Here is a 23,743-nt window from a genome sequence, read left to right as displayed (position 1 = left end):
GACATGTATTAAGCATAAAACATTTCCATCAGATTTAAAAAATAGCTATTTACATCTTATTCAAATTGCTTATATTAGCAGTATAATAGTATGTAAATTATGACCAAAAACCCTTTGGTGTCCATCATTATACCAACCTATAATCGTGCTCATTTGATTGGTGAAACTTTAGATAGTATTATGAATCAAACCTATACAAATTGGGAGTGTATTATTGTAGACGATGGGTCTATGGATAATACCCAGGATATAATTCAATGCTATTGTAAAAAAGACAAACGATTTCAGTATCATCACAGACCAAAAGATAGGCCAAAAGGAGGTAATGCTTGCAGGAATTATGGGTTTGAGAAGAGTAAAGGAAAGTATGTGAATTGGTTTGATAGTGATGATTTGATGCATTCAAATAAGTTGTTAGTACAAGTAAAGGCTTTAGAAATAAGTAACTTTAATTTTTCTGTCTGTCAGACTATTATTTTTGAAAAAACTATTGAAAATATTATTGGATTAAGGTGTGATATAATTTTTTCTAACACTATTTTTTACGATTATTTAACTCAAAAGATTGTTTGGTTAACACAAAGTCCACTTTGGAAAAGAAGCTTTTTAAAAACGCTAAGTTATTTATTTGATGAAGATTTACAAGCTGCTCAAGAATGGGAATTTCATTGCAGAGTTTTACTATCTTGTAAAGATTATCATGTAGCTGATGAAGTCTTGGTTTATATTAGGCAGCACAAAAATAGTATAACATATAATAGTGATGAAAAAAATAGAATTTGGAATTATATTCTTGCTAGAAAAAAAATATATGAAAATAACAGAAAGTTATTAGATGGGAAATCATTAAATTATTTGAAAGATTATTTTGTAAATAATTTTAAAAATTTCGTTAGAGATAAAAAACTTAATGAATCTATAAAATATTTTAATTTATTTATTTTGTTAAATAAGGACATAACTATTGAAAGTAAGTTTTTTTGTTTTATATCTATCTTTAGTTATACAATATTTAACAGGGGAGATATGTTTTTATGTAAAATTTGATATTGAAATGAAAAGTTTAGTTTCTATCATAATACCAACATTTAACCGTGCCCATTTAATTAAAGATACTCTTAATAATATCTTAACTCAAAACTATGCAAATTGGGAATGTTTTATTATTGACGATTGTTCTACCGATAATTCCGTTGAAGTTATTAATGATTTTATAAAAGTTGATAGTCGATTTAATTTAATTATTAGACCAGAAAATAAGATAAAAGGAGCAAGTTCATGTAGAAATATAGGTTTAAAAAATGCCACAGGGGATTTTATTCAATTTTTGGACTCTGATGATATTATTTCGTCTAACAAAATCTCAGAACAAATTAATTTAATAGAAAATTGCAAAGGAAATGTAATTGCCACTTGTAAATGGGGAAGATTTAAATATAATTCAAAAGACTCTAGTGTTTTTGAAAATTTAGCCGTGTATAATTTTTTTGACAACCCTTTACTTTTTTTAGATGCCCTGGCTGTTTCAAAAGGCTATTTCCCAATAAATGCCTATTTAATAAAAACAGATTTAATAAAAAACGGTGGTTTATGGAATGAGTACTTATCCATAAATGATGATTGCGAATTTATGATGAGAGTAATTGCCAATACAGATAAAATTTATTTTGCACCTCAGGCAATAGCTTATTATAGATGGACTGATTTGAACAATAATCTCAGCAATTTTAATAATAAAGAAAAAGTTAATAATGTAATCAATAGTTATAAATTAATAGATGCATATTTGAAAATAAGATTTAATAAAGAATCTATTTTTTATATTGAACATTTAAAGAAACCATTGTTTTTAAATATTGAAAATTCATTTCCAGAACTAAAAAAATTACATACTGATTTCTTCAAAGCACAGATAAAAGAAAGAAGTTTCTTAAATTGGATACTAAACAAAATTAAATTTTGAGTGCTTTGAAAGATAGTAATCTAATATCCATAATCTTACCGGTTCATAATGGACAAGCTTTTTTAGAAGATGTTATTGCTAGTATTTTTAGTCAATCTTATTCAAATTTTGAGTTGATAATTGTAAATGATTGTTCTAATGACAACTCGTTAAGTATAGCAGAAAAATTTGCTAAAAAGGATGATAGAATAATTATTGTTTCAAATAATGATAACAAAAAATTACCTTCTTCACTAAATATTGGACATAAACAAGCTAAAGGAGAATTCATTACATGGACATCAGATGATAATATTTTAAAACCTAATTTTTTAGAGAAACTAATAGATTCACTACTTAAAAATCAAGTTGATGTTGTTTACTCTAATTATGATGTTATAAACGAAAAAGGTAGTTTAAAACGAATACATACCACAGGACCAATAGAGCATATTTTGTATGGAAATAAAATTGGCGCATCATTCTTATACAAAAAAGAAGTATTTCAAGAATTAAATGGTTATGATGAATCGCTTTTTTTATTGGAAGATTATGATTTTTGGTTAAGAGCAAGTATTAAATTTAATTTTCATCATTTAGAAGAAAATTTATACCAATATAGATTGCATACAGATAGCTTGACTTCTAATATTCAGTATAATGGAGAAGAAAAAATAAAGCATAGACAGGGAGTTATTACAATGTTTAAAAAAAATGCAGATGAGTTTTCTTGGAATAACAATACTCTTAACCTATTATTAGATAGTTTCTTAGGTGAAAAAATAGATATTTCAAAATATTTAAATGAGAAAAAAGTTATCAAAAAGGATCTTTTAAAATTTAATTCCAAAGGTTTTGATGATACTAAAGTTATTTTTGGATTGCAACTACTGCTGAGAAATCAATTAATGACAAATAATTGTGATTTTAAAAGTTTAATCGAGGTTTTAAAAAAAGAAAGGCAATTGTTGTTCCATTCTTCTTTTAGTAAAAAAACAACTATAAATTATATTTTAAAAAGTGTTTTCCTTTAAAATGAACCAAGATAGACCAATAGTTAGTATCATCATGGCAACCTGCAATAGAGCACATTTTATTGTTGAAGCCTTAAAATCAATACAAGCGCAAACCTATATTCATTGGGAGTGTTTAATTATTGACGATGAAAGTACCGATGCTACTGAAGAAGTTTTAGAGCCTATTTTAAAAGAAGATAATCGATTTAGATATTGCAAGCGACTACCAAACTATAAAAAGGGTTTGCCAGGCAGCAGAAATTATGGTTTAGATTTAGCAATAGGTGATTATATTATTTTTTTTGATGATGACGATGTGGTACATCCATTATGTTTAGAAGTTAGTTTATCTGCTTTTAAATACATTCAAAATTCATCTTTTTGTAATTTTAAAAAAGAAGCTTTCTCAGGAAATTTTAATTATGACTCAATAGATAGTTGCAACGAATGTAATTTAGAAGAAGCCAAAGACGATTTATTAGAAAACGTTATAACACAAAAAATTCCTTTTGCATCATGTACTGTTTTGTGGAAAAAGGAATGCTTTAAGGACCATATGTTTAATGAAGATTTGATGTACGCCGAGGAGTGGGAATGTTACCAGCGCATTCTAAGTGACAAATTTAAAGGTGTCATAATAGATAAAGTGCTGTATTTTAATAGGAAACACCCAAATTCTAACACCGATGAATTCTGGAGAAATGCACCATTACGGGTAAATTCAAAAAAAAAGGCTATAGAATTAGTTGTTAGGAATTTATATAATAAAAATCTGTTAACACCTTATTTATTTAAATACTTAGTAAATTTAGCCATATCGTTTAGAGATTATATATTAGTAAAAAACATTCTTATTTTAACAAACCCAAACACAAGATTGAAATTGTTTTACAAACTAAAATATTATTTATATCCAATTTGGTTATTTTACATGAAAATTATAAAACACAAACCTTGAATCTGCTTATTTGTTTTGGAACTCGACCCGAAGCTATAAAAATGGCGCCTATTTGCATGGAGTTAAATAAAAGGAAAATTCCTTTTAAACTGTGTGTAACAGGACAACATAAAGAAATGTTGCAACAGGTTTTAGACTTTTTTGATTTAATACCAGATTATGATTTAAATGTTATGTTGCCAAATCAAAGCTTGAATACTTTAAGTTCAAGGATTTTAGTTGAAATGGACAAGGTTTTTGAAAAAGAACATTTCGATTTGGTATTGGTACATGGAGACACAACAACATCAACACTAGTAGCTTTAGCTGCTTTTCATAGACATTGCAAAGTAGCTCATATAGAAGCAGGTTTGAGAACCTACAATAAGCAATCACCTTTTCCAGAAGAATTAAATAGACAACTAACAGCGCGAATATCAGATTTTCATTTTGCTCCTACTCAAAAAGCAAAAAATAATCTTTTAAAAGAAAGTGTAAATGAAAGTAGTGTGATTGTTACTGGTAATACTGTTATAGACGCACTACATATTACTATAAATAAAATTGAAAATGGATATTCGAATGCCTTTATTGAAAATTTAAACGAAACAATCAATTTTAATAAAAGAGTTATTTTGGTAACGGGCCACCGAAGAGAAAGTTTTGGATCAGGTTTTAAAAACGTATGTGAGGCTATTCTAGAGATTTCAAAAAAACATGATGTTGAAATTGTTTATCCAGTTCATTTAAATCCAAATGTCCAAAACGTAGTTTATAAAAGGTTAGCAGGTAAAGATAATATTCACTTAATAACTCCATTAGATTACCCTTCGTTTATTTGGTTAATGAATAAAGCTGTTTTAATAATATCAGATTCAGGAGGGATTCAAGAGGAAGCACCATCTTTAAATATACCTGTTTTAGTTACCCGAGAAACTACTGAACGGGAAGAAGGTGTAACATCTGGATGCTCGATTTTAGTTGGTATCAACGTCAATAAAATTATCCATGAAGCAAATAGAATATTAACTGCGGATAAAGTAAATGATAAAATGACCAATCCTTATGGTGATGGAATCGCAGCTATTAAAATAGTTGATTTCATCCAAAATAATATTTTGATAAATGACTAAACAAATTCTAATAGTTGTTGATTCCATTAATGTAAATGATAGTAGCGGATCTAAAGCCAATGTAGCATTAATTAAAAATTTAGCAGCTGTTGGTTATGTCATTACGGTATTGCATTTTACGCAAGAAAATATTCAATTTGAGGGTGTTGAGTGTATTTCAATAAAAGAAAGAAAGTATAATATATTGTATTTTTTAAGTAGAACGCAGCGTGTTATTCAACGTAATTTCAAAATAAATTTAGCAACCTATTTAGAGCCTGTTTTCGGGTTTTCTTTCACCTTCTTTAATGATGTAAATAGTATTTTGGTAGAATTAAAAAAACTAGATGTTTTAAAATTTGATTTAGTATTAACATTAAGTAAGGGAGCTAGTTTCAGACCTCATTATGCCGTAAATAAACTGCCGGTTTTATATGAAAAATGGATGGCATATATACATGATCCTTTCCCAATGTGTTGTTATCCGCCACCATATAATTGGAACGAGCCAGGGCATAAGCAAAAACAACTTTTTTTTGAAAATCTTTCAAAGAATGCGAGATGCACTGCATTTCCAAGCAAGTTATTAAAAGATTGGATGGGTACTTACTTTCCTGTTTTTCTTAAAACTGGTATAATAATACCACATCAAAGTTTTGAAGAAGAATTAATAAGCTTTGAAAAACCAAACTATTATGATAGTGCTAAGTTTAATATCTTACACGCAGGAAACTTAATGAAACAACGTAATCCAGAAGGTCTAATAAAAGGCTTTGAACTGTTTCTTAAAAATAAACCAGAAGCTAAAGAAGACTCTCAGCTTTTGTTATTAGGTAATGCAGATTATCATAAAGAGTCTATTATTAAACATGCGGTTAGTTTACCTGAGCTATTTATTAAACTTACGAATGTTCCATTTAAAGAAGTTTATTGGTTGCAAAAACATGTGGCGGTAAATGTTATTTTAGAAGCAAAATCAGAGATTAGTCCATTTTTACCAGGTAAGTTTCCTCATTGTATATCAGCAGATAAACCAATATTACATTTAGGTCCAGATCATAGTGAAACGAAGCGTTTACTCGGTGAGAAATATGAATATTGGGCAGAAATTGATAATGTGAAAGCGATTTCTGGATTGTTAGAAAAACTTTATATCGTATGGTTAAATAAGGCCAAAACGTCACGTTTAAATAGACCAGATTTAGATTACTATTTAGGAAAAGAGTATTTAAAAGAACAACTCGAAAAGGTTTTTGATAATGACTAAGTTTTCTATATTAATCACTACAAAAAATAGGCTTAATGATTTAAAAACAACATTAAATAAACTTGCATGTTTTATTGAAAAAAATAATATCGAATGTATTATTTGTGATGATGGCTCTAGTGATGGAACTTCTAAATTTTTAAGGGATAACTACCCAAATATTATTTTAATACAACATCAAAAATCTAAAGGATTAATAGCAAGTAGAAATGAATTGCTTAACTTAACAAAAGCAACTTATGCTATTACTTTGGATGATGACGCTCATATACTGTCCCAAAACCCATTTGAAATAATTGAAACATTTTTTGAATCCAATAAAAAATGTGCTGTGATTTCTTTTAGAATATTTTGGGGTAAAAATGAATTACGAAATACTGTACATGATTTAAAACCACACCGAGTTAAAAGTTTCGTCGGTTGCGGACATGTTTGGAGAATGGAAGCTTGGAAAGAAATGCCAAACTATCCAGAATGGTTTGTGTTTTATGGTGAAGAGGCGTTTGCAAGTTATCACCTATTCCAAAAAAATTGGCAAGTATGGTTTTTGCCAAATGTGCTAATACAGCATAGAGTTGAAGTGAAAAATAGAAAAAATAATAATGATTATACTATTCGGCTTAGAAGGTCTTTGCGATCTGGGTGGTATTTGTATTTCATGTTTTTTCCAATAAGCGAAATTCCAAAAAAATTAGCCTATACGTTCTGGATGCAACTAAAATTGAAAGTATTTAAAGGCGATTATAAAGCGCTTTTTGCAATTATAGGTGCGACTTTTAATTTGATACTAAACCTTCCAAAATTAATTTTTAAAAGAAAACCGTTAACCGAATTACAATATAAGGAGTTTAAAGACTTGCCAGATACGGTTATATATTGGGAACCTTCAAATGAAAACTAAATATGAGTTTTATAGACGTATTTAAAGATAAATTATCTTATCAAAAGCGACTTAAATTAAAGTATAAATTAAGACATTTTAGAGCAATGTGGTTTCCCTTTAATTTATCTAGAATGGCCTTAATTCATAAAACTGATAAATATGGGAAACATTTCTATACACCCCATTATCAAAGTCATTTTAAAAATTTTAAATTTAAAAACAACAACATTTTAGAAATAGGAGTTGGAGGATACGAAGACCCATATACAGGAGGAAATTCGTTAAGAATGTGGAAATCTTATTTTCCATTTTCAAAAATATATTCTTTAGATATTCATGATAAATCTTTTCTTCAAGAAAAAAGAATTAAAATTTTTAAAGGAAGTCAGGTTGATTTTAAGTTTTTAGATGACGTTATTAAAGAAATTGGAGAAGTAGACCTGATTATAGACGATGGCAGTCATATAAATAAACATGTAATAGAAACGTTTGAGTATCTATTCCCAAGGTTAAAAAAAGGAGGAATATATGTAATCGAAGATACGCAAACATCATATTGGAAAGATTATGGTGGCAACTCTACAAATTTTGATGATAAAACTACAATTTATGGGTTTTTCAAATCGCTGATTGATTCTTTAAACAATGAAGAATTTATTATTGATAATTACCAAAAAACATATTATGATAAACATATTATCTCTATGCATTTTTATCACAATATGATATTTATTTATAAGGGTGACAATAATGAGGTTTCTAATTATATTGTAAAAAATAAAAAACCTAATGAATAAAGCTAATGTAGCAATATTAACTACTGTTATCAATTTTGAACTATATGCTATAACCTCAAATCTTTTTCCTGCTGGGATAAGAAAATATGCAATTGATGGAAGAAATGGAATGCATGGTATTCATAGTATTTATTACATTTTTAAAAAACTTTCTAATAAAGACATTGATTGGTTAATTTTAGCAGATGAAGATGTTGTTTTCAATAACGCCAATGTTGTTTATTCTATTATTAATAAAATGGAAGAAGAGAACATAAGTGTTTGTGGCGTTAGAGATGGAGGCATTATTAGTCATCGAAATTATAATCCAATTGTAGTAAATACTTTTTTTACAATAATTAATTTCAAAGAAATATCATCAGAATGGAATAAAAGCGAGGTAAAAAAAAATCAATATATTTTACCAAATGAATTTCAAGTTGATAAAAATATATTTAAAGAACCTTTTGATGTTAAAAGTTTGTATGAACCGTATTATTGTTTTTTTCTTTGGCTTATAAGAAAAGGCAACAAGTTTTTATATTTAGAAGCACAAATGCTTAATGATAACATATCTAATACTATTTTATATGATGGTGAACCATTTGCTTATCATACTTGGTATGCAAGAAGTTACAATGTTAATGAAAAGCATACAAATAGAATGAATAGCGTATTGGATAATATGAATGTTGATATTAATTCAACAAAAATTGATTCTAATATTAAGATACTTAAAGATCCACTTTTTTATTATAAAATGGAATTATTAAAATTATATAAAAGGTCAGTAAATAGATTGAATGGAAAGTATAGAAACATATAGAAACCGTGCTATTTTCGCAAACACCATGCTAGATAGATATTATGCTAAATCTCCGAATTTAGTTGTGAGTGATATTGGAGCCGGTTTTGGGCATATGAAGGATAAAATTGAATCCTTAGGTAGAAAATGGCAACCATTTGATTATGTTAAAAAATTAGATGAAACTATCATATGGAATTTAAATGATGAAGCTCCAAGCGGTGTGGAAAATGCTGGAATAGTTATTTTTTTAGAAGTTTTAGAACATTTAGACAACCCTTTATTAGGACTTCAAAATATTACAAAACATTTAGATAAAAATGGAATTATAATTCTTACGACGCCTAACCCACAATCTAGTAAAAATACGTTAAGTTTGTTTTTAAGAGGTTCACTTTATGCGTTTCAAGAAAAGCACATTCAAGAAAATCACGTTTTTACACCTTGGAAACATGTGGTTTACGAATTTTTAAAACGAAGTGATTTTGAGATTTTAGAATATGCTATTGTAGATACCCAATATAAAAACAAAAAAAACAGGTCTTTGAAAGATTGGTTTAAGTCTAAAATAGAATCGTATATTGAATATAGAAATCCATTAGCAAAAGGGATGAGTTACGGTATCGTTGCAAGAAAAATAAAATAATGAGCGTTAAACTAATAGCTGAAATTGCACAAGCACATAATGGAAGTTTAGCTACTGCCCATCGCTATATTGATGCGCTAGCTACTACTGGAATTGACGCTATAAAATTTCAAACCCATATCGCTGAAGCTGAAAGTAGTATTTACGAACCTTTCAGAATTAAATTCTCTAAACAAGATAAAACCCGTTTTCATTATTGGAAACGTATGGAGTTTTCTTTAGAACAGTGGATAGATTTAAAACAACATTGTGATGATGTAGGGTTAGAGTTTCTGAGCTCTCCTTTTAGTAATGCGGCTGTAGATTTGTTAGAACAAGTAGGAATAAAGACTTATAAAATAGGTTCTGGAGAAGTGAATAACTTTTTATTATTAGAGAAAATAGCGCAAACGGGTAAACCTATTATTTTATCTTCAGGGATGAGTTCTTTTGAAGAGTTGGATAAAACGATAGAATTTCTAAAATCTAAACATTTAGAATTTACAATATTACAGTGTACTACATCATATCCTACTAAACCAGAGCAATATGGTTTAAACGTCATTCAGGAATTAAAATCAAGATACCATGTTTCAGTTGGGTTTTCAGATCATTCTGCAAAAATAGAAACCTTAATTGCTGCAGTAGTATTAGGTGCTGAGATTTTGGAGTTTCATGCTGTTTTTAGTAGAAATGATTTCGGACCAGATGTTACGTCATCATTAACCATTGAAGACATTAAAATACTTTCAGAGGCAGTTCGAAATATCGAAAAAGCCCAAAGACATCCAGTTGATAAATCTGATAATTCAAAATTTGCTCAACTTAAATCAATTTTTGAAAAATCTTTAGCAATCAATAAAGATTTACAATCAGGACATATTATCCAGTTTTCCGATTTAGAAGCAAAAAAACCAGCAAATAAAGGAATCCCTGCATCTCATTTCGAAACTATTATTGGTAAACAAATTATAAAAAACATGAAACAGTGGGATTTTTTAAACATAGATGATATTAAATGAATTCAAGAAAAATATGTGTTGTTATTACAGCAAGACCATCATACAGTAGGATAAAAACGGCTTTAACGGCAATAAAAAACCATCCTAAATTGGAACTGCAACTGGTTGTGGCTGGTTCTGCCTTGTTGGACAGATATGGGAATGCTGTTGATTATATAGAGAATGATGGTTTTAAAATAGACGCAAAAGTATTCATGGTTTTAGAAGGCGAAAATAAAACCTCTATGGCTAAAACTACAGGTTTAGGTGTAATGGAATTAGCAAATACATTCTATAATTTAAAACCTGACGCAGTAGTAACCATTGCGGATCGTTTTGAAACTTTGGCTACCTCTATTGCTGCTTCTTATCAAAATATCCCTCTAATTCATATTCAAGGGGGAGAAGTTACAGGGAATATTGATGAAAAAGTACGTCATGCAAATACAAAATTAGCAGATATCCACTTGGTAGCTTCGGAAGACGCAAAAGTTAGAGTTATTAAAATGGGCGAGGATAATAACTATGTTTTTAATACGGGTTGTCCTTCAATAGATATAGCATGTCAGGTTAGTAAATCTCCAAAATTAAATTTTAATCCTATAACAAAATATGGTGGCGTTGGAAATTTAATTAATTGGGAAGATGGTTATATAGTAGTTATGCAACACCCTGTTACTACCGAATATCATCAAGCTAAAGAAAATGTTTTAACTACTTTAAAAGTAGTACACCGCTTAGGAATTCCTGCCTTTTGGTTTTGGCCAAATGTTGATGCTGGAGCCGATGGCACATCAAATGGAATTCGTTCGTATCGAGAAATTAATAAACCAGAAAATATTCACTTTTTTAAAAATATGATTCCTGAAGATTTTTTACGATTACTTCTAAATAGCAAATGCTTAGTTGGTAATTCTAGTGTAGGAATAAGAGAATGTGCTTATTTAGGAGTTCCAGTTGTAAATATAGGTACAAGGCAAAACGGAAGAACTAGAGGAAATAATGTGATAGATGTTTCTTATGAAGAAAAAGAAATTAAATCAGGCATATTAAATAGAATTGAAGCTAAAGATATTATTGTTAACAATACTATTTACGGTAATGGAAATTCAGGCGAAAAAATCGCTGATATTTTAGCAGAAATTGAATTGCGTTTTCATAAAACTATTTCGTACTAATGAGAATTTTAGGGATCATACCAGCAAGAGGAGGATCTAAATCTATACCTAAAAAAAATATTAAAATTCTTCAGGGTAAACCATTAATTCAATATACAGTTGAAGCTGCTAAAAGCGCTAAAAAACTAACTAGTTTAATTTTAAGTTCGGATGACGAAGCTATAATTGAGGTCGCTAAAAAACTTAATTTGGAGGTGCCTTTTGTTAGACCTAAACATCTTGCCGAAGACAAATCGCCAACATTAGGTGTTATTCAACATGCTTTAAAATTTTATGAGGAACAAAATATTTATTTTGATGCCGTTTGTTTGCTTCAAGTGACAAGTCCTTTTAAAACTGGCAAGTTTATAGATGAAGCTATAGAGAAGTTTATTGAAAGTAATTGTGATGCTTTAGTTTCAGTACAAAAAGTTCCAGATGAATATAACCCGCATTGGACATTTAAGAAAGATGAAAAAGATAATTTAGAGTTGTCCACTGGCGAAAAAGAAATAATTGCCAGACGTCAAGATTTACCTGAAGTTTATCATAGAGACGGATTAATTTACATTACTAAAGCAAGCGTCCTATTAGAACAAAACTCATTATATGGCTCTAAATTAGCTTATATAAAATCACCTTCAGATTACACAATTAATATTGATACTTTAGAAGATTGGAATAAAGCCGAAGCATTTTTAAACTCAAATAAAGCTTAAAATGTGTGGTATTTCTGGACTTATTGGAACAGGTGATTATAAGTTTCAATTAAAAAATATGTTGGAGGCTCAGGCTCATAGAGGTCCAGATTTTACAGGGACTTTTTTTGATAAAGGTTTTGCTGCATTAGGGCATAATAGACTTTCTATAATAGATTTATCTGACAATGCAAATCAGCCTTTCAGTGATACTTCAGGAAGATATTCAATGGTATTTAATGGTGAAATTTATAATTATTTAGAACTTAAAGAACGTTTGAAAAATGATTATAATTTTAAAACATCCTCAGATACTGAAGTATTATTAGCTGCTTTTATAACCTATGGTAAAGCGTGTTTAAAACTGCTTAACGGCATGTTTTCATTTGCTATTTGGGATACTGTAAAAAAGGAATTATTTGTGGCAAGAGACCGTTTTGGTATTAAACCATTTTATTATTATAAGAATAAAGATGTATTTATTTTTTCTAGTGAAATTAAAGCGATACATAGTTCTGGAGTAAATAAAAAACCAAATGAAATAATTTGGTCTAATTATTTTGTAAACGGAAGTTATGGGTTGCCAAATGAAACATTTTGGGAACCTATTCAACAATTACAAGGAGGCCACTATATCGAATTGTCAAGCAATCAATTTAAAATAACAAAGTGGTATGATTTTGAGGCGAATGTAAATCGTCAAACAAAAATAAACGATTATAAGGAAGCTAAAGCCATATACAAAGATTTATTAATAGATAGTATTGGTTTAAGATTTCGGGCAGATGTTCCTGTTGGTTTTAATGTAAGTGGTGGTTTAGATAGTTCAGCGTTACTCGCTTTGGCAAATGTTTTTCAAAAAGACATTTCAAAAATAGAAGCTTTTACATTTTATACAGGAGACAAAAATTATGATGAATTGCCGTGGGTAGAACAAATTATTGCGAAATATAAAAGCCCTTTAAATAAAGTTTTATTATCTGCTGAAGAAGTTCCAAGTTTATCAAAATTTATATCACATATTCAAGATGAACCCTTTGGCGGTATTCCAACTTTAGCCTATTCAAAGTTATTTGCTTCGGCATCAAAAAAAGATGTAAAAGTTCTTTTAGATGGCCAAGGGATGGACGAGCAACTAGTAGGTTATGATTATTATAGGAATAATTCTAAATCTACAATTCAAGGCGTTAAAAAGAGTCCATTTAGGAAGAATATGTTGCATATATCATTTACAGATAATATCTTAAAAAAAGACTATCCAATGCCTTTTGATTCTTTATTAAACAATCTTCAATACAGAGATTTATTTTACACCAAAATACCTAGAGCTTTACGATTTAATGATAGGGTTTCAATGGCACATTCAACAGAATTGAGAGTTCCTTTTTTAGATTATCGTCTAGTAGAATTTGGCTTTTCACTACCTGATGAATTCAAAATAAAAAATAATCAGGGTAAACAGATTTTGAGAGACATTATTGCTGATTATGTTGACAGTAATGTTTCATATTCACCCAAACGCGCTTTACAAACTCCGCAACGTGAGTGGTTAGGTAGAGATTTAAAAGATTTTGTTCAAAATCATATTAATAAAATTAAATCTAGCGCATACAAATCGTGGTTTAATGAAAAAGAAATAGATTTGGAATGGGACAAGTACCTCGCTGGTGATAATCAATCAAGTTTTCATATTTGGCAACTAGTCAACTTCTCAATGTTAATGGGTTAATTATTTAGCTGGTCAAACTAAAATATTATCTTTGAATTCTAAACAGAAATCAACCTTATTTTGCAAAATAATAAAACGAAATTAGCTTTAGTAATAACCGATGGCGTTGGCTTTAGAAATTTCATTTTAAGTGATTTTTTAAAATATGCTGAAGATACTTTTGATGAGGTTGTTATTTTATCTTGTTTGCCAAAAGAAGTATATAAAGCATACACAAATATTAGAGTTATTGAATTAGATGTTTTTGAAGAGACCTTTAAAACTTGGTTTTTTAGAAAGGCTAAGGAAATAGCCCATCTTAAATTACACCAAAATGGAAATTTAGGAATTCAGGATAATATAAAAACAAATGATTCTAAGTTAAAAACAACCAGAGGGTATGCTACCCGTTTTATATACCAATTAACGTCTGTTTTTCATTCTGAGCCGAACATACAACTGTTTCAAAAACTTCAGAATAAGACATTTTCCAACCATAGCATTACGAGAGCTTATGCCTCTATTTTAGAACAAGAACAATTTAGTTTGTTGTTTGTTACACATCAACGGCCACCCTATATTGCTCCATTGGTTTATGCAGCGCAACAAAGGAAACTAAAAACAGTAGCTTTTATTTTTAGCTGGGATAATTTAGCTTCCAAAGGTAGAATGGCTTCAAATTTTGATTATTATTTGGTTTGGAGTGAATTAATGAAACAGGATTTACTCCAGTTTTATACCTCTATAAACGAAGTACAAATTAAAGTGGTTGGGACACCACAATTTGTACCGTATGTGATGGATGATTATAAATTATCAAAACAAGATTTTATTTCAGAATTTAATTTAGATGCTAAGTTAAAAACGATTTGTTTTAGTTGTGGTGATATTTCAACAAGCAAAAACGATGAGTTATATATAGAAACGATTGCGAATTCTATTGCCGATAAAATTATAGAGCCTGTAAATTTTATAGTTAGAACATCGCCTGCTGAAGATCCTGTTCGTTTTGAATGTTTAGTTGAAAAATTCCCATTTATCATGTGGAATTTCCCAAAATGGTTGCAAGTGCGTGCTAATCATCAGGAATCTTGGTCGCAACGTATTCCAACACTAGATGATGTTAAACAATTAAGAGCGCTTTTAGAATATTCCGATTTAAATATTAATATGCTTTCAACCATGAGTTTAGATTTTATGTTGTTTGATAAGCCTGTGATTAACCCTATTTTTGGAAATCAGAGTAATGGGTTGTATGATGATCAGCGCTTTTTGGGATATGCTCATATTCAACATTTAGTGAATAGTCAATCTTCAAAGGTTGTGAAAAATAAGACAGAACTTTTAAATGCTATTTCTGTTTATTTAAATACAGATGAAGATTCTGCTAATCGTAAAAAATTCATTAAACAACAAGTCGGTGTTTCTTTAGAAGAAACCAATAAGCAATTAGTACAGAGTTTAAAAGCATGGACATAAAACCAAAACATATCGCCATCATCTGTAACTACGAGCTTCTAGAAAGCAGGGTTGGAGGTATGGACTATTTTTTCTGGGTTTTTAATAAAAAATGCATTGAAAAAAATATTAAAGCAGATTGGTTTTTTCCTAATACTACTTCACATGGAGATTATAAAGAGTTACATATCATTCCTACTAATGATTTAAGTCTGGAGCAACACTTTATAGCACATTTACAAACACAAGATGCTCAATATTCACATATTATAACGCATTTTATAGAGTTGTGTACTGCTTTTTTTGCTGATATTAAAAAATATCAAAAGGCAAAAATAATTGCGTTGGATCATAACCCTAGACCATTAGGAGGCTATCCATTAAAAAAGCGATTGAAAAAGAAATTAAAAGGGGTTTTATATTCTAAATACATCGATTTATTTATTGGGGTTTCGAACTATACAAGTCAGGCTATTTTACATGATTTTGGTAGCTTTTTGAAAACTAAAACCCAAACTATTTATAATGGTGTTTTAATTGATGATATTATTGCTAAAACTACTGAAAGAAGTTTGACAAACCCTAAGTTTTTAGTGGTATCACATTTGCGAGAATCTAAAGGGATTCAAGATTTGATTAAGGCAGTCAGTTTTATTTCAGAAGACTTAAAAAAAGATTTAATAATTGATATTTACGGAGATGGACCTTATAAAACAGAATTACTTCATTTAGTTTCAAAGTATCATTTAGAATCTGTTTTCAATTTTAAAGGCAGTCAATCTAATTTAAAAAGCTTGTATCAACATTACGATTATCTCATTCAGCCTACTCATATGGAATGTTTTAGCTTGTCTATTTTAGAAAGTTTAGCAGCAAATATACCAGTAATCACCACACCTGTTGGGGGTAATACCGAAGTAGTAAACCACAATGACAACGGATTTATATTTGAAACCAAAAACACTAAGGAGTTATCAGTTTTGTTATCTGAAATTATTGAGGGAAAACGTTATATTACAGGAAACACGAGACCTCTTATTGAGAACAGGTTTTCTATAGATAATATGGTAAAGAATCATTTGAAACTTTTAGAATTATGAAGATTGCTTTCTTAACGCCAGAATATCCGCATCCCAAAACAGGAACAGCTGGTGGTATTGGAACCAGTATATTCAATTTATCAAAAGCCTTATCTGCTTTAGGACACGAAATAAACATTCTTGTTTATGGACAAAATCGAGATTATAATTTTATTGAAGAGGGCATACGTTTTTATATAATAAAAAACATAAAAGTGAAAGGTTTGTCACTTTTTCTTACTCAAAAAAAAGTAGAACGATTAATCAATTCACTATTTGAATCTGGTAAATTAGATATCGTGGAAGCTCCAGATTGGACGGGTTTTACAGCCTTTGTTAAGCCGAAATGCCCTCTTGTTATTAGAGAGAACGGAAGCGACACCTATTTTTGTTATTTAGATAACAGAAAAGTAAAATATAAGAATAAATTTCTTGAAAAGCGGGCCCTTAAAAAAGCTGATGGGGTTATAAGTGTTAGCTCTTTTACTGGCATTTTAACCAATAAATTATTCAAGTTGAACAGAAAATTTACTGTGATTCCTAATAGTATAGATGCGTCTCTATTTGAGCCAAAACCAAGTGATTCAAAAACATTAACGATTCTTTATTTTGGAACATTGATACGAAAAAAGGGGCTTTTAGAATTACCGGAGATATTTAATTTGGTTCATCATTCAAATAAGGACGTGGAATTAATTCTTATAGGTAAAGATAGTGGTGATATTAAAACGGGTTTATCTTCAACTTGGGAACTTATGAAGCCTTTGTTTCATGAATCTTCTTTAAAAAAAGTAAATTATTTAGGTTCTGTCAATTATTCTAAAATACAAGATTTAATAAAGGACGCTACGGTTTGCGTATTTCCAACTTTTGCTGAAGCCTTGCCTGTATCATGGTTGGAGGCTATGGCTATGGAAAAGGCTATAGTGGCTTCTAATATAGGCTGGTCCATTGAGATGATAGAAGATGGAAAAGATGGGTTTTTAGTGCATCCAACACATCACAAACAATATGCTGAGCGTATTTTAGAATTATTAGTTGATGAAAAAAAGCGACATTTATTTGGCAAAGCAGCCAGAGAAAAAGTAAAAGCAAAATTCTGTCATGATTTAGTAGCTAGACAATCTATAGAATTTTATAAAACCATATTAGAGTCTTGATAGATTTAAAAGAACATACTACATCAACAGGCGAAGAATTACTGTATCTAGGTAACCCAGATTTCAATTTACTTGATGAGTTAGTTTTAGGTGAAGGCGATATCTGGCATAGTAGTTTAGATCAAGGTTATAAAAATGTATTTCCCGAAATAGTCTATCAAACAGTGGTTTATTTTTGGTATGCCAAGGACTTCGATAATTTAGGAAAATCGGTTAGCTGGCGAATTAATCCAAATGCATTTGTAATTAGAAAATACGTTTGGGAAGCATTTGAAGGTTTTGATATGGGTTATGAAAACATTCAAATGTCAGCCTTAGATTTTGGTTTTAATATCTTACGGTATCAAGGCGCTATTCCATTATATGTTAAAGGATTATTTAAAGAACGTATTGAAGATATCAATATTTCAACAAAAGACATTTATACATTTTATTTTAAAAATTTTAAGTTATCGCATAGTCTTTATATGCTGTTCCGAAGAGGATTTTATAAAATAAATGAAATCAATAGTTTTTGGTTTGCAAAAAGCCAGTTTCAGTTTAAAGATAAAACAGAAATATTAAAACCTCGTGAATTGCAACCTATCAAAGGCACTCCGAGGGTGAGTTACATCATTCCCACTATGATGCGTCAGGGCTTCACTTTAAACCTTTTAAACGATTTAGAACAACAAACTTATAAACCATTCGAAGTTATTGTTGTTGATGCAACACCTGAAAACTCAAGAGATGAATCTTTATATGATTCTAAAAACTACTCGTTTAAAATAGTTTTTAAATGGCAAACTACCAAAGGAAGTTGTAGAGCCAGAAATGAAGCCATAGATTTATGTACAGGGGATTATATTGTTTTTGGTGATGACGATATTCGTATCCAACCACAGTTTATAGAAAACCACCTTAGATTATTACAAACGTATAACGCCGAAGCTTGTAATGGCCTCGATATTAGAGCAGACCATCAACAACAAAATTTAAATGATTTAGAGAGAAAGTTAAAAGCGATGGGAGATACACGTTGGAAAGTTGGAGCCGCTCAATCGTTTAGTAATGCCAATTCTTGTGTGTCAAGACGTGTTGTTAACTTATTAGTAGGAAACGATATTAATTATGATGGTGGTTATGGAGAAGATAGCGATTTTGGTTTGTCCATCACAAAATTGGGAATTACCGTTTTGCACAATCCGTTTTCAGTCAATTTACATTTAAAACCACCTACAGGTGGATACCGCTTTTGGGGTCAACAAGCAGGTGTAAAAGGTAAAAAAAGAAAACAACAGCCTTGGGAATTAGACACACCTGTAAAATGGATTGTGCCAACACCAAGCCCAACAATTATGTATCAGTTGTTTAAGCATTTTGATGAGCGACAACGAAATGAATATAAAATCAAGTATTTTGTGTTTTATTTTACAAAGGCCAAACTAATAGAATTGCCGTTAAGAATACTAAAATTCCCATTACGCATTTTGCAATTTAATAAGTCGGTCTTTTATTCAAAAAAATTAATAGCTTTGGGAAAACGAACTAAATAAACATGAACTTTTCTCTTATAGTTTGTACTTACATGCGGCCGCAGCCCTTGTTAAAATTATTGCAGTCTGTTGAGAAACAAAGCTTGTATCCCAATGAACTATTAATCATCGATGGTTCAATTAATGACGAAACAGAAATTATATTAAAAGAAAACATATTTAAGAATTTAGAATATTATAAAGTTGATAAAAACCAAAGAGGCTTAACCAAGCAACGCAATTTTGCTATTAAAAAAGTAGCTGAAGATTCAGATGTTATTTGTTTTTTAGATGATGATGTTGTTTTAGAACCAACCTATTTTGAAAATTTAATAAAAACCTATACCGATAAACCCGATGCTTTAGCAGTAGGTGGCTATATAACCAATGAAGTTGCATGGGAACTATCTGATAATAAGAATAATTCGTCCAAGTTTTATTATGATGGTTTGATGCGAGATGAGCCATCGCGGTTTAAAATTAGACGACTATTTGGATTGTTACCAGATCTTGCACCGGGTTTTATGCCAACCTTTTCGCATGGGCGTTCTATAAGTTTTTTACCACCTTCAGGTAAAATTTATGACGTAGAACAACTAATGGGTGGGGTTTCCAGCTATAAAATAGAAGTCTTTAATGTGTTTAAATTCTCAACATACTTTGAAGGATATGGATTATATGAAGACGCCGATTTTTCATTGCGATTAGCAAAAACAGGAAAGATTTATATAAACACAAATGCGAAGTTAAATCATTATCATAATGCTTCTGGACGCCCAAATAAATTTAAATATGGCAACATGGTAATCAGGAATGGCTGGTATGTGTGGCGTGTAAAATACCCAAACCCACCGTTAAAAGCACGATTAAAATGGCATGCTACGGCTATTTTATTAACAAAAATAAGACTGCTTAACATTTTAACAACCTCCAAAAGAAAAGAAGCATTTACAGAAAGTTTAGGGCGTATTGTTGGTTGGTTTTCGCTTATCTTTAATGCGCCAAGAATAAAAAAATAAGACTAATTGATGAAATTTTTAATCATATCTCACGCTTTGCATAAAGCTAAAGATGGCACTATATTTAGTTATGCGCCCTATGTTAGAGAGATGAATATTTGGTTAAAATATGTTAGTAAGGTCGAAATTATAGCTCCGTTAGTGTCTGATAACATATCTGAAATTGATATATCTTATCAACATAAACATATTATTTTAACGCAAATTCCATCAATAGAATTTACGTCGGTGACTAAGAGATTAAGTTCACTATTTAAGCTCCCAATTATTTTTTTCAGAATTTTTAAAGCTTGCCAAAAAGCAGACCATATCCATTTACGTTGTCCAGGCAATATAGGGTTATTAGGGTGTTTGGTTCAAATATGGTTTCCCAAAAAACCAAAGACAGCCAAATATGCTGGGAATTGGGATCCAAAAGCAAAACAACCTCTGAGTTATCAATTTCAAAAGTGGATTTTGAGCAATACGTTTTTAACTAAAAACATGCAGGTTTTAGTATATGGAGATTGGCCTTATCAATCAAACAATATCAAGCCTTTTTTAACAGCCTCTTTTTCTAAATCTGAAAAAACACCGTGGGTAGAAAGAAATTATAAAGACACCTTACGGTTTCTGTTTATTGGTAGTTTGGTGCCAGGGAAACGGCCTGATTTAGCTATTAAAATTGTTGAAGCCTTGCATCAACAAGGGAGAAAGGTATCTTTAGATGTTTATGGAGATGGAGACTTGCAATCGAGTCTTCAATCTTATATTGAAGATTACAATCTAAGTTTTGTAAAATTACATGGCAATACCTCTTTAGATGTTGTAAAAAAGAATTTGCAAACAGCTCATTTTTTAATATTACCTTCAAAATCTGAAGGTTGGCCAAAAGTTGTTGCAGAAGCTATGTTTTTTGGTGTGATTCCTATAGTAACTTCTATATCTTGTATTCCGTATATGATAGATGGTGGGAATCGTGGTATTTTGATTGAGCCAGAGTTAGAACGTGCCATTTTAACTATTAATGAGGCCTTAAATTCTAAAGATTTAAAAACCATGTCTAAATTGGCATTAGAATGGTCGCAACAGTTTACGTTGGATTATTTTGAGTTAGAAATTAAAAAATTACTTATCACTAAATGAGAGTATTGCAGCTTATAGATTCTTTACATGCCGGAGGTGCAGAGCGGGTAGCTGTTAATTATGCCAATGCCTTGGTGCATCTCACAGAAAGTTCGTATTTATGTGCGACAAGAGCAGAAGGTATATTAAAGGAAAGTCTTTCAAAAGAAGTTCACTATTTGTTTTTAAAAAAAACAGCGACTATTGATCTTAAAGCTATTAAGACTTTGAATGGTTTTATTAAGAATAACGAAATTACTATTATTCATGCACATTCAAGTTCTTTTTTTCTGGCAACACTCCTTAAAGTTTTACATCCGAAATTAGTATTGGTTTGGCATGAACACTACGGAAATCGAAACCAGACATCAAACATTAGTAAATTCATTTTGAAATCTTGTTCTTATTTTTTCACATGTATAATTACAGTTAATGAATCTTTAAAGTTGAGGTGTGAAAAAAAGCTTTTAACTAAAAATGTATATGTTTTACCAAATTACCCAATAATTAATTCGTTGTTAAAAGTAACAACACTTTATGGAGAATCGGGAAAACGTGTCGTTTGTTTGGCTAATTTTAGACCAGACAAGGATCATATTAATTTATTAAAAGCCTTTAAATTAGTTATAACTAAGCATTCAGATTGGACTTTGCATTTGGTTGGTCAAGACCTAAATGATGATTATTCCAAAACAATCAAATCATATATCAAAGACCAAGATTTAGAAGCCCATGTGTTTCTTTATGGGAGTTGTTCTGATATCAATCATATATTATATCAAAGTAGTATTGGTGTATTATCATCAAAATCAGAAGGTTTACCTTTAGCACTGTTAGAATATGGCTTAGCAGGATTACCAGTTGTAGCGACGAATGTTGGTGATTGCTTTCAAGTTATTTCTAATACCAAGGAAGGTTTATTAATCCCTTCTGAAAATAAAGATGCTTTATCAGATGCGTTATGTTCTTTTATAACTAATACAGCATTAAGACATCAAGTTGGTCAAAATTTAAAATCGAAAGTGACGACATCATTTTCTGAAACAGCTATTATAAACCGTCTTTTAAAACTCTATAAGCAACATAGCCTATGAAGTTGACTTTATACTATAAACTCCTTTTGTTTCATGCGCTTTTAGGGGTACTCATTTTTGTATTTAAACCCTTGGCTACCATTTATTTCTTTGTGATGACTATTTTTTTTAGTTATAAAATTCTGATGGTGTCTAAAAATAAAAAAACATTCTATGTGCTTATAGCTTGTGCCTATGTGGTTGGTATCGAGGTGTTTTTAAGAATGAATAATGGAACATTTTTTTATGAAGCAAGTAAGTATCTAGTAATTGTATTTATTATTATGGGCTTGGTAAGTAATAGTTTTAAAAATCAGGCTCTTATATATGTTGTTTACCTTTTGTTATTAATTCCAGGGATTTTTGTGGCAGTTACTGACATGGGATTTGAAACTGATATTAGGAGGGCCATTGCTTTTAATTTAAGCGGACCTGTTTGTTTAGGTATTTCGGCTATTTTTTGTTACAAGCGATCCATTCGTTTTAAACAACTCAAAATAGTGTTGTTAGCCTTTTTGTTACCTTTAGTAAGTACGTTGGTGTATTTGTTTTTATATACGCCAGACTTAGCGTCTGTAATTACCGGAACCGAATCTAATTTTGCGACCTCAGGCGGATTTGGGCCTAATCAAGTAGCCACAGTTTTAGGAATCGGGATTTTTGTTTTAACAGTTAAATTTTTTATGTACCAGTCGTCCTTTTTGTCTAGGTTACTAGATTTAGTCTTATTAGGTCTTTTTGCCTTTAGAGCCATTATTACGTTTAGTAGAGGCGGGGTGATTACCGCGATGATTATGATTATTTGTTTTTTAGTCTTGTATTATTGGAACGTAAATTTTAGAACAAAGGTTCGTTTAAAAAAGTATCTGTTGATTTTTTTAGGTTTGATGGTGTTTACATGGATATTCAGCTCCATTCAAACAGGAGGTTTTATCGATAAGCGTTACGCCAATGAGGATGCTGCAGGACGTGAAAAGGAGGATGTCACAACGGGGCGCACCGATTTAATCGCTTTTGAGCTGAATGAGTTTATCAATCACCCATTTTTAGGGATTGGGGTTGGTAAAGTAAAAGAAGTGCGTTTAGATGAAACAGGTGTTGAAGCGGCATCGCATAGTGAGATGAGTCGGATTGTTGCAGAACACGGGTTGTTAGGGATCTTTGCTTTTTTAATTTTATTGATTACCCCTTTGGCTTTTAGGTTACATAATAAATCGAATCTGCTTTTTTATTCATTTTATTTATTTTGGTTGTTGACCATCAATCATTCAGCTATGCGTATTGCGGCACCTGGGTTTATATATGCGTTGTGTTTATTAAATATTACCTATGAAAAGCCTCCAAACAAAGTTAACAAGACAGCCCTCAGTGTTTAAAAGAGTATGACTTGTTATCTTTGAAACATTAAA

At 30.3% G+C, this 23,743-nt stretch carries 22 protein-coding genes; all 22 read left to right on the top strand.

Annotated features, from left to right (window positions below; genetic code table 11):
- Positions 1-99 precede the first annotated feature (99 nt).
- From G5V56_RS08055 to G5V56_RS07950, 22 genes are read left to right on the top strand one after another with little or no spacing between them, the layout of a single operon-like run.
- Positions 100-1,047 carry a glycosyltransferase family 2 protein gene (locus tag G5V56_RS08055; protein ID WP_240911251.1) on the top strand — a complete coding sequence of 316 codons (948 nt, stop codon included), beginning with the start codon at positions 100-102 and terminating at the stop codon, positions 1,045-1,047.
- 7 nt (positions 1,048-1,054) lie between these two features.
- Positions 1,055-1,963 (top strand): glycosyltransferase family 2 protein, encoded by a 909-nt coding sequence (locus G5V56_RS08050; RefSeq protein WP_166963663.1) that lies wholly within the window; start codon positions 1,055-1,057, stop codon positions 1,961-1,963.
- Positions 1,964-1,968: 5 nt separating this feature from the next.
- Complete coding sequence (locus G5V56_RS08045; RefSeq protein WP_166963661.1) at positions 1,969-2,976, top strand: glycosyltransferase family 2 protein; 1,008 nt, start codon at positions 1,969-1,971, stop codon at positions 2,974-2,976.
- Between the two features lies 1 nt (position 2,977).
- Positions 2,978-3,916: a glycosyltransferase family 2 protein gene (locus tag G5V56_RS08040; RefSeq protein WP_166963659.1), complete on the top strand. Its 939-nt coding sequence runs from the start codon at positions 2,978-2,980 to the stop codon at positions 3,914-3,916.
- A complete protein-coding gene (gene wecB, locus G5V56_RS08035; RefSeq protein WP_166963657.1) occupies positions 3,913-5,028 on the top strand; it encodes a non-hydrolyzing UDP-N-acetylglucosamine 2-epimerase in 1,116 nt (371 codons plus the stop codon). The genes G5V56_RS08040 and wecB overlap by 4 nt, the downstream gene beginning before the upstream one ends.
- Positions 5,021-6,274 carry a glycosyltransferase family 4 protein gene (locus G5V56_RS08030; protein WP_166963655.1) on the top strand — a complete coding sequence of 418 codons (1,254 nt, stop codon included), beginning with the start codon at positions 5,021-5,023 and terminating at the stop codon, positions 6,272-6,274. The genes wecB and G5V56_RS08030 overlap by 8 nt, the downstream gene beginning before the upstream one ends.
- Complete coding sequence (locus G5V56_RS08025) at positions 6,267-7,175, top strand: glycosyltransferase family 2 protein (protein ID WP_166963653.1); 909 nt, start codon at positions 6,267-6,269, stop codon at positions 7,173-7,175. Before G5V56_RS08030 ends, G5V56_RS08025 begins: the two co-directional genes overlap by 8 nt.
- Positions 7,176-7,177: 2 nt before the next feature.
- The gene (locus tag G5V56_RS08020) at positions 7,178-7,954 is read left to right on the top strand and encodes a class I SAM-dependent methyltransferase (RefSeq protein WP_166963651.1); all 777 of its coding nucleotides are present in this window, start codon (positions 7,178-7,180) and stop codon (positions 7,952-7,954) included.
- On the top strand, positions 7,947-8,759 hold the full coding sequence (locus tag G5V56_RS08015) for a hypothetical protein (RefSeq protein WP_166963649.1): 813 nt from the start codon (positions 7,947-7,949) through the stop codon (positions 8,757-8,759). Before G5V56_RS08020 ends, G5V56_RS08015 begins: the two co-directional genes overlap by 8 nt.
- Positions 8,737-9,384 carry a class I SAM-dependent methyltransferase gene (locus G5V56_RS08010; protein ID WP_166963647.1) on the top strand — a complete coding sequence of 216 codons (648 nt, stop codon included), beginning with the start codon at positions 8,737-8,739 and terminating at the stop codon, positions 9,382-9,384. The genes G5V56_RS08015 and G5V56_RS08010 overlap by 23 nt, the downstream gene beginning before the upstream one ends.
- The gene (locus G5V56_RS08005; protein ID WP_166963645.1) at positions 9,384-10,385 is read left to right on the top strand and encodes an N-acetylneuraminate synthase family protein; all 1,002 of its coding nucleotides are present in this window, start codon (positions 9,384-9,386) and stop codon (positions 10,383-10,385) included. The genes G5V56_RS08010 and G5V56_RS08005 overlap by 1 nt, the downstream gene beginning before the upstream one ends.
- Positions 10,382-11,542 (top strand): UDP-N-acetylglucosamine 2-epimerase, encoded by a 1,161-nt coding sequence (gene neuC, locus G5V56_RS08000; protein ID WP_166963643.1) that lies wholly within the window; start codon positions 10,382-10,384, stop codon positions 11,540-11,542. The genes G5V56_RS08005 and neuC overlap by 4 nt, the downstream gene beginning before the upstream one ends.
- Complete coding sequence (locus tag G5V56_RS07995; protein WP_166963641.1) at positions 11,542-12,240, top strand: acylneuraminate cytidylyltransferase family protein; 699 nt, start codon at positions 11,542-11,544, stop codon at positions 12,238-12,240. Before neuC ends, G5V56_RS07995 begins: the two co-directional genes overlap by 1 nt.
- 1 nt (position 12,241) lies before the next feature.
- The gene (gene asnB, locus G5V56_RS07990) at positions 12,242-13,948 is read left to right on the top strand and encodes an asparagine synthase (glutamine-hydrolyzing) (protein ID WP_166963639.1); all 1,707 of its coding nucleotides are present in this window, start codon (positions 12,242-12,244) and stop codon (positions 13,946-13,948) included.
- 60 nt (positions 13,949-14,008) lie between these two features.
- Positions 14,009-15,406 (top strand): hypothetical protein, encoded by a 1,398-nt coding sequence (locus G5V56_RS07985; protein WP_166963637.1) that lies wholly within the window; start codon positions 14,009-14,011, stop codon positions 15,404-15,406.
- A complete protein-coding gene (locus G5V56_RS07980; protein ID WP_166963635.1) occupies positions 15,397-16,485 on the top strand; it encodes a glycosyltransferase family 4 protein in 1,089 nt (362 codons plus the stop codon). Before G5V56_RS07985 ends, G5V56_RS07980 begins: the two co-directional genes overlap by 10 nt.
- Positions 16,482-17,624, top strand: a complete 1,143-nt coding sequence (locus G5V56_RS07975) for a glycosyltransferase family 4 protein (protein WP_166963633.1) — start codon at positions 16,482-16,484, stop codon at positions 17,622-17,624. The genes G5V56_RS07980 and G5V56_RS07975 overlap by 4 nt, the downstream gene beginning before the upstream one ends.
- Positions 17,621-19,159 (top strand): glycosyltransferase family 2 protein, encoded by a 1,539-nt coding sequence (locus tag G5V56_RS07970; RefSeq protein WP_240911250.1) that lies wholly within the window; start codon positions 17,621-17,623, stop codon positions 19,157-19,159. The genes G5V56_RS07975 and G5V56_RS07970 overlap by 4 nt, the downstream gene beginning before the upstream one ends.
- Positions 19,160-19,161: 2 nt before the next feature.
- Positions 19,162-20,157 carry a glycosyltransferase family 2 protein gene (locus G5V56_RS07965; protein ID WP_166963631.1) on the top strand — a complete coding sequence of 332 codons (996 nt, stop codon included), beginning with the start codon at positions 19,162-19,164 and terminating at the stop codon, positions 20,155-20,157.
- Between the two features lie 9 nt (positions 20,158-20,166).
- On the top strand, positions 20,167-21,282 hold the full coding sequence (locus G5V56_RS07960) for a glycosyltransferase family 4 protein (protein ID WP_166963629.1): 1,116 nt from the start codon (positions 20,167-20,169) through the stop codon (positions 21,280-21,282).
- Positions 21,279-22,355: a glycosyltransferase gene (locus tag G5V56_RS07955; protein WP_166963627.1), complete on the top strand. Its 1,077-nt coding sequence runs from the start codon at positions 21,279-21,281 to the stop codon at positions 22,353-22,355. The genes G5V56_RS07960 and G5V56_RS07955 overlap by 4 nt, the downstream gene beginning before the upstream one ends.
- Positions 22,352-23,710 carry an O-antigen ligase family protein gene (locus G5V56_RS07950; protein WP_166963625.1) on the top strand — a complete coding sequence of 453 codons (1,359 nt, stop codon included), beginning with the start codon at positions 22,352-22,354 and terminating at the stop codon, positions 23,708-23,710. Before G5V56_RS07955 ends, G5V56_RS07950 begins: the two co-directional genes overlap by 4 nt.
- Positions 23,711-23,743: the final 33 nt, after the last annotated feature.

The organism is Yeosuana marina (assembly GCF_011762485.1).
In the GTDB taxonomy this organism is placed as follows: domain Bacteria; phylum Bacteroidota; class Bacteroidia; order Flavobacteriales; family Flavobacteriaceae; genus Yeosuana; species Yeosuana marina.
The sequence above is the reverse complement of the archived record's forward strand: the minus strand, read 5'-3'. Positions and strand labels throughout refer to the sequence as shown.

What these genes read in the sequence shown, in the direction of transcription:
- G5V56_RS08055 (WP_240911251.1), top strand. Translation starts at nt 100, where the DNA reads ATGACCAAAAACCCTTTGGTGTCCATCATTATACCAACCTATAATCGT.
- G5V56_RS08050 (WP_166963663.1), top strand. Translation starts at nt 1,055, where the DNA reads ATGAAAAGTTTAGTTTCTATCATAATACCAACATTTAACCGTGCCCAT.
- G5V56_RS08040 (WP_166963659.1), top strand. Translation starts at nt 2,978, where the DNA reads ATGAACCAAGATAGACCAATAGTTAGTATCATCATGGCAACCTGCAAT.
- G5V56_RS08030 (WP_166963655.1), top strand. Translation starts at nt 5,021, where the DNA reads ATGACTAAACAAATTCTAATAGTTGTTGATTCCATTAATGTAAATGAT.
- G5V56_RS08025 (WP_166963653.1), top strand. Translation starts at nt 6,267, where the DNA reads ATGACTAAGTTTTCTATATTAATCACTACAAAAAATAGGCTTAATGAT.
- G5V56_RS08020 (WP_166963651.1), top strand. Translation starts at nt 7,178, where the DNA reads ATGAGTTTTATAGACGTATTTAAAGATAAATTATCTTATCAAAAGCGA.
- G5V56_RS08015 (WP_166963649.1), top strand. Translation starts at nt 7,947, where the DNA reads ATGAATAAAGCTAATGTAGCAATATTAACTACTGTTATCAATTTTGAA.
- G5V56_RS08010 (WP_166963647.1), top strand. Translation starts at nt 8,737, where the DNA reads ATGGAAAGTATAGAAACATATAGAAACCGTGCTATTTTCGCAAACACC.
- G5V56_RS08005 (WP_166963645.1), top strand. Translation starts at nt 9,384, where the DNA reads ATGAGCGTTAAACTAATAGCTGAAATTGCACAAGCACATAATGGAAGT.
- neuC (WP_166963643.1), top strand. Translation starts at nt 10,382, where the DNA reads ATGAATTCAAGAAAAATATGTGTTGTTATTACAGCAAGACCATCATAC.
- G5V56_RS07995 (WP_166963641.1), top strand. Translation starts at nt 11,542, where the DNA reads ATGAGAATTTTAGGGATCATACCAGCAAGAGGAGGATCTAAATCTATA.
- asnB (WP_166963639.1), top strand. Translation starts at nt 12,242, where the DNA reads ATGTGTGGTATTTCTGGACTTATTGGAACAGGTGATTATAAGTTTCAA.
- G5V56_RS07980 (WP_166963635.1), top strand. Translation starts at nt 15,397, where the DNA reads ATGGACATAAAACCAAAACATATCGCCATCATCTGTAACTACGAGCTT.
- G5V56_RS07975 (WP_166963633.1), top strand. Translation starts at nt 16,482, where the DNA reads ATGAAGATTGCTTTCTTAACGCCAGAATATCCGCATCCCAAAACAGGA.
- G5V56_RS07965 (WP_166963631.1), top strand. Translation starts at nt 19,162, where the DNA reads ATGAACTTTTCTCTTATAGTTTGTACTTACATGCGGCCGCAGCCCTTG.
- G5V56_RS07960 (WP_166963629.1), top strand. Translation starts at nt 20,167, where the DNA reads ATGAAATTTTTAATCATATCTCACGCTTTGCATAAAGCTAAAGATGGC.
- G5V56_RS07955 (WP_166963627.1), top strand. Translation starts at nt 21,279, where the DNA reads ATGAGAGTATTGCAGCTTATAGATTCTTTACATGCCGGAGGTGCAGAG.
- G5V56_RS07950 (WP_166963625.1), top strand. Translation starts at nt 22,352, where the DNA reads ATGAAGTTGACTTTATACTATAAACTCCTTTTGTTTCATGCGCTTTTA.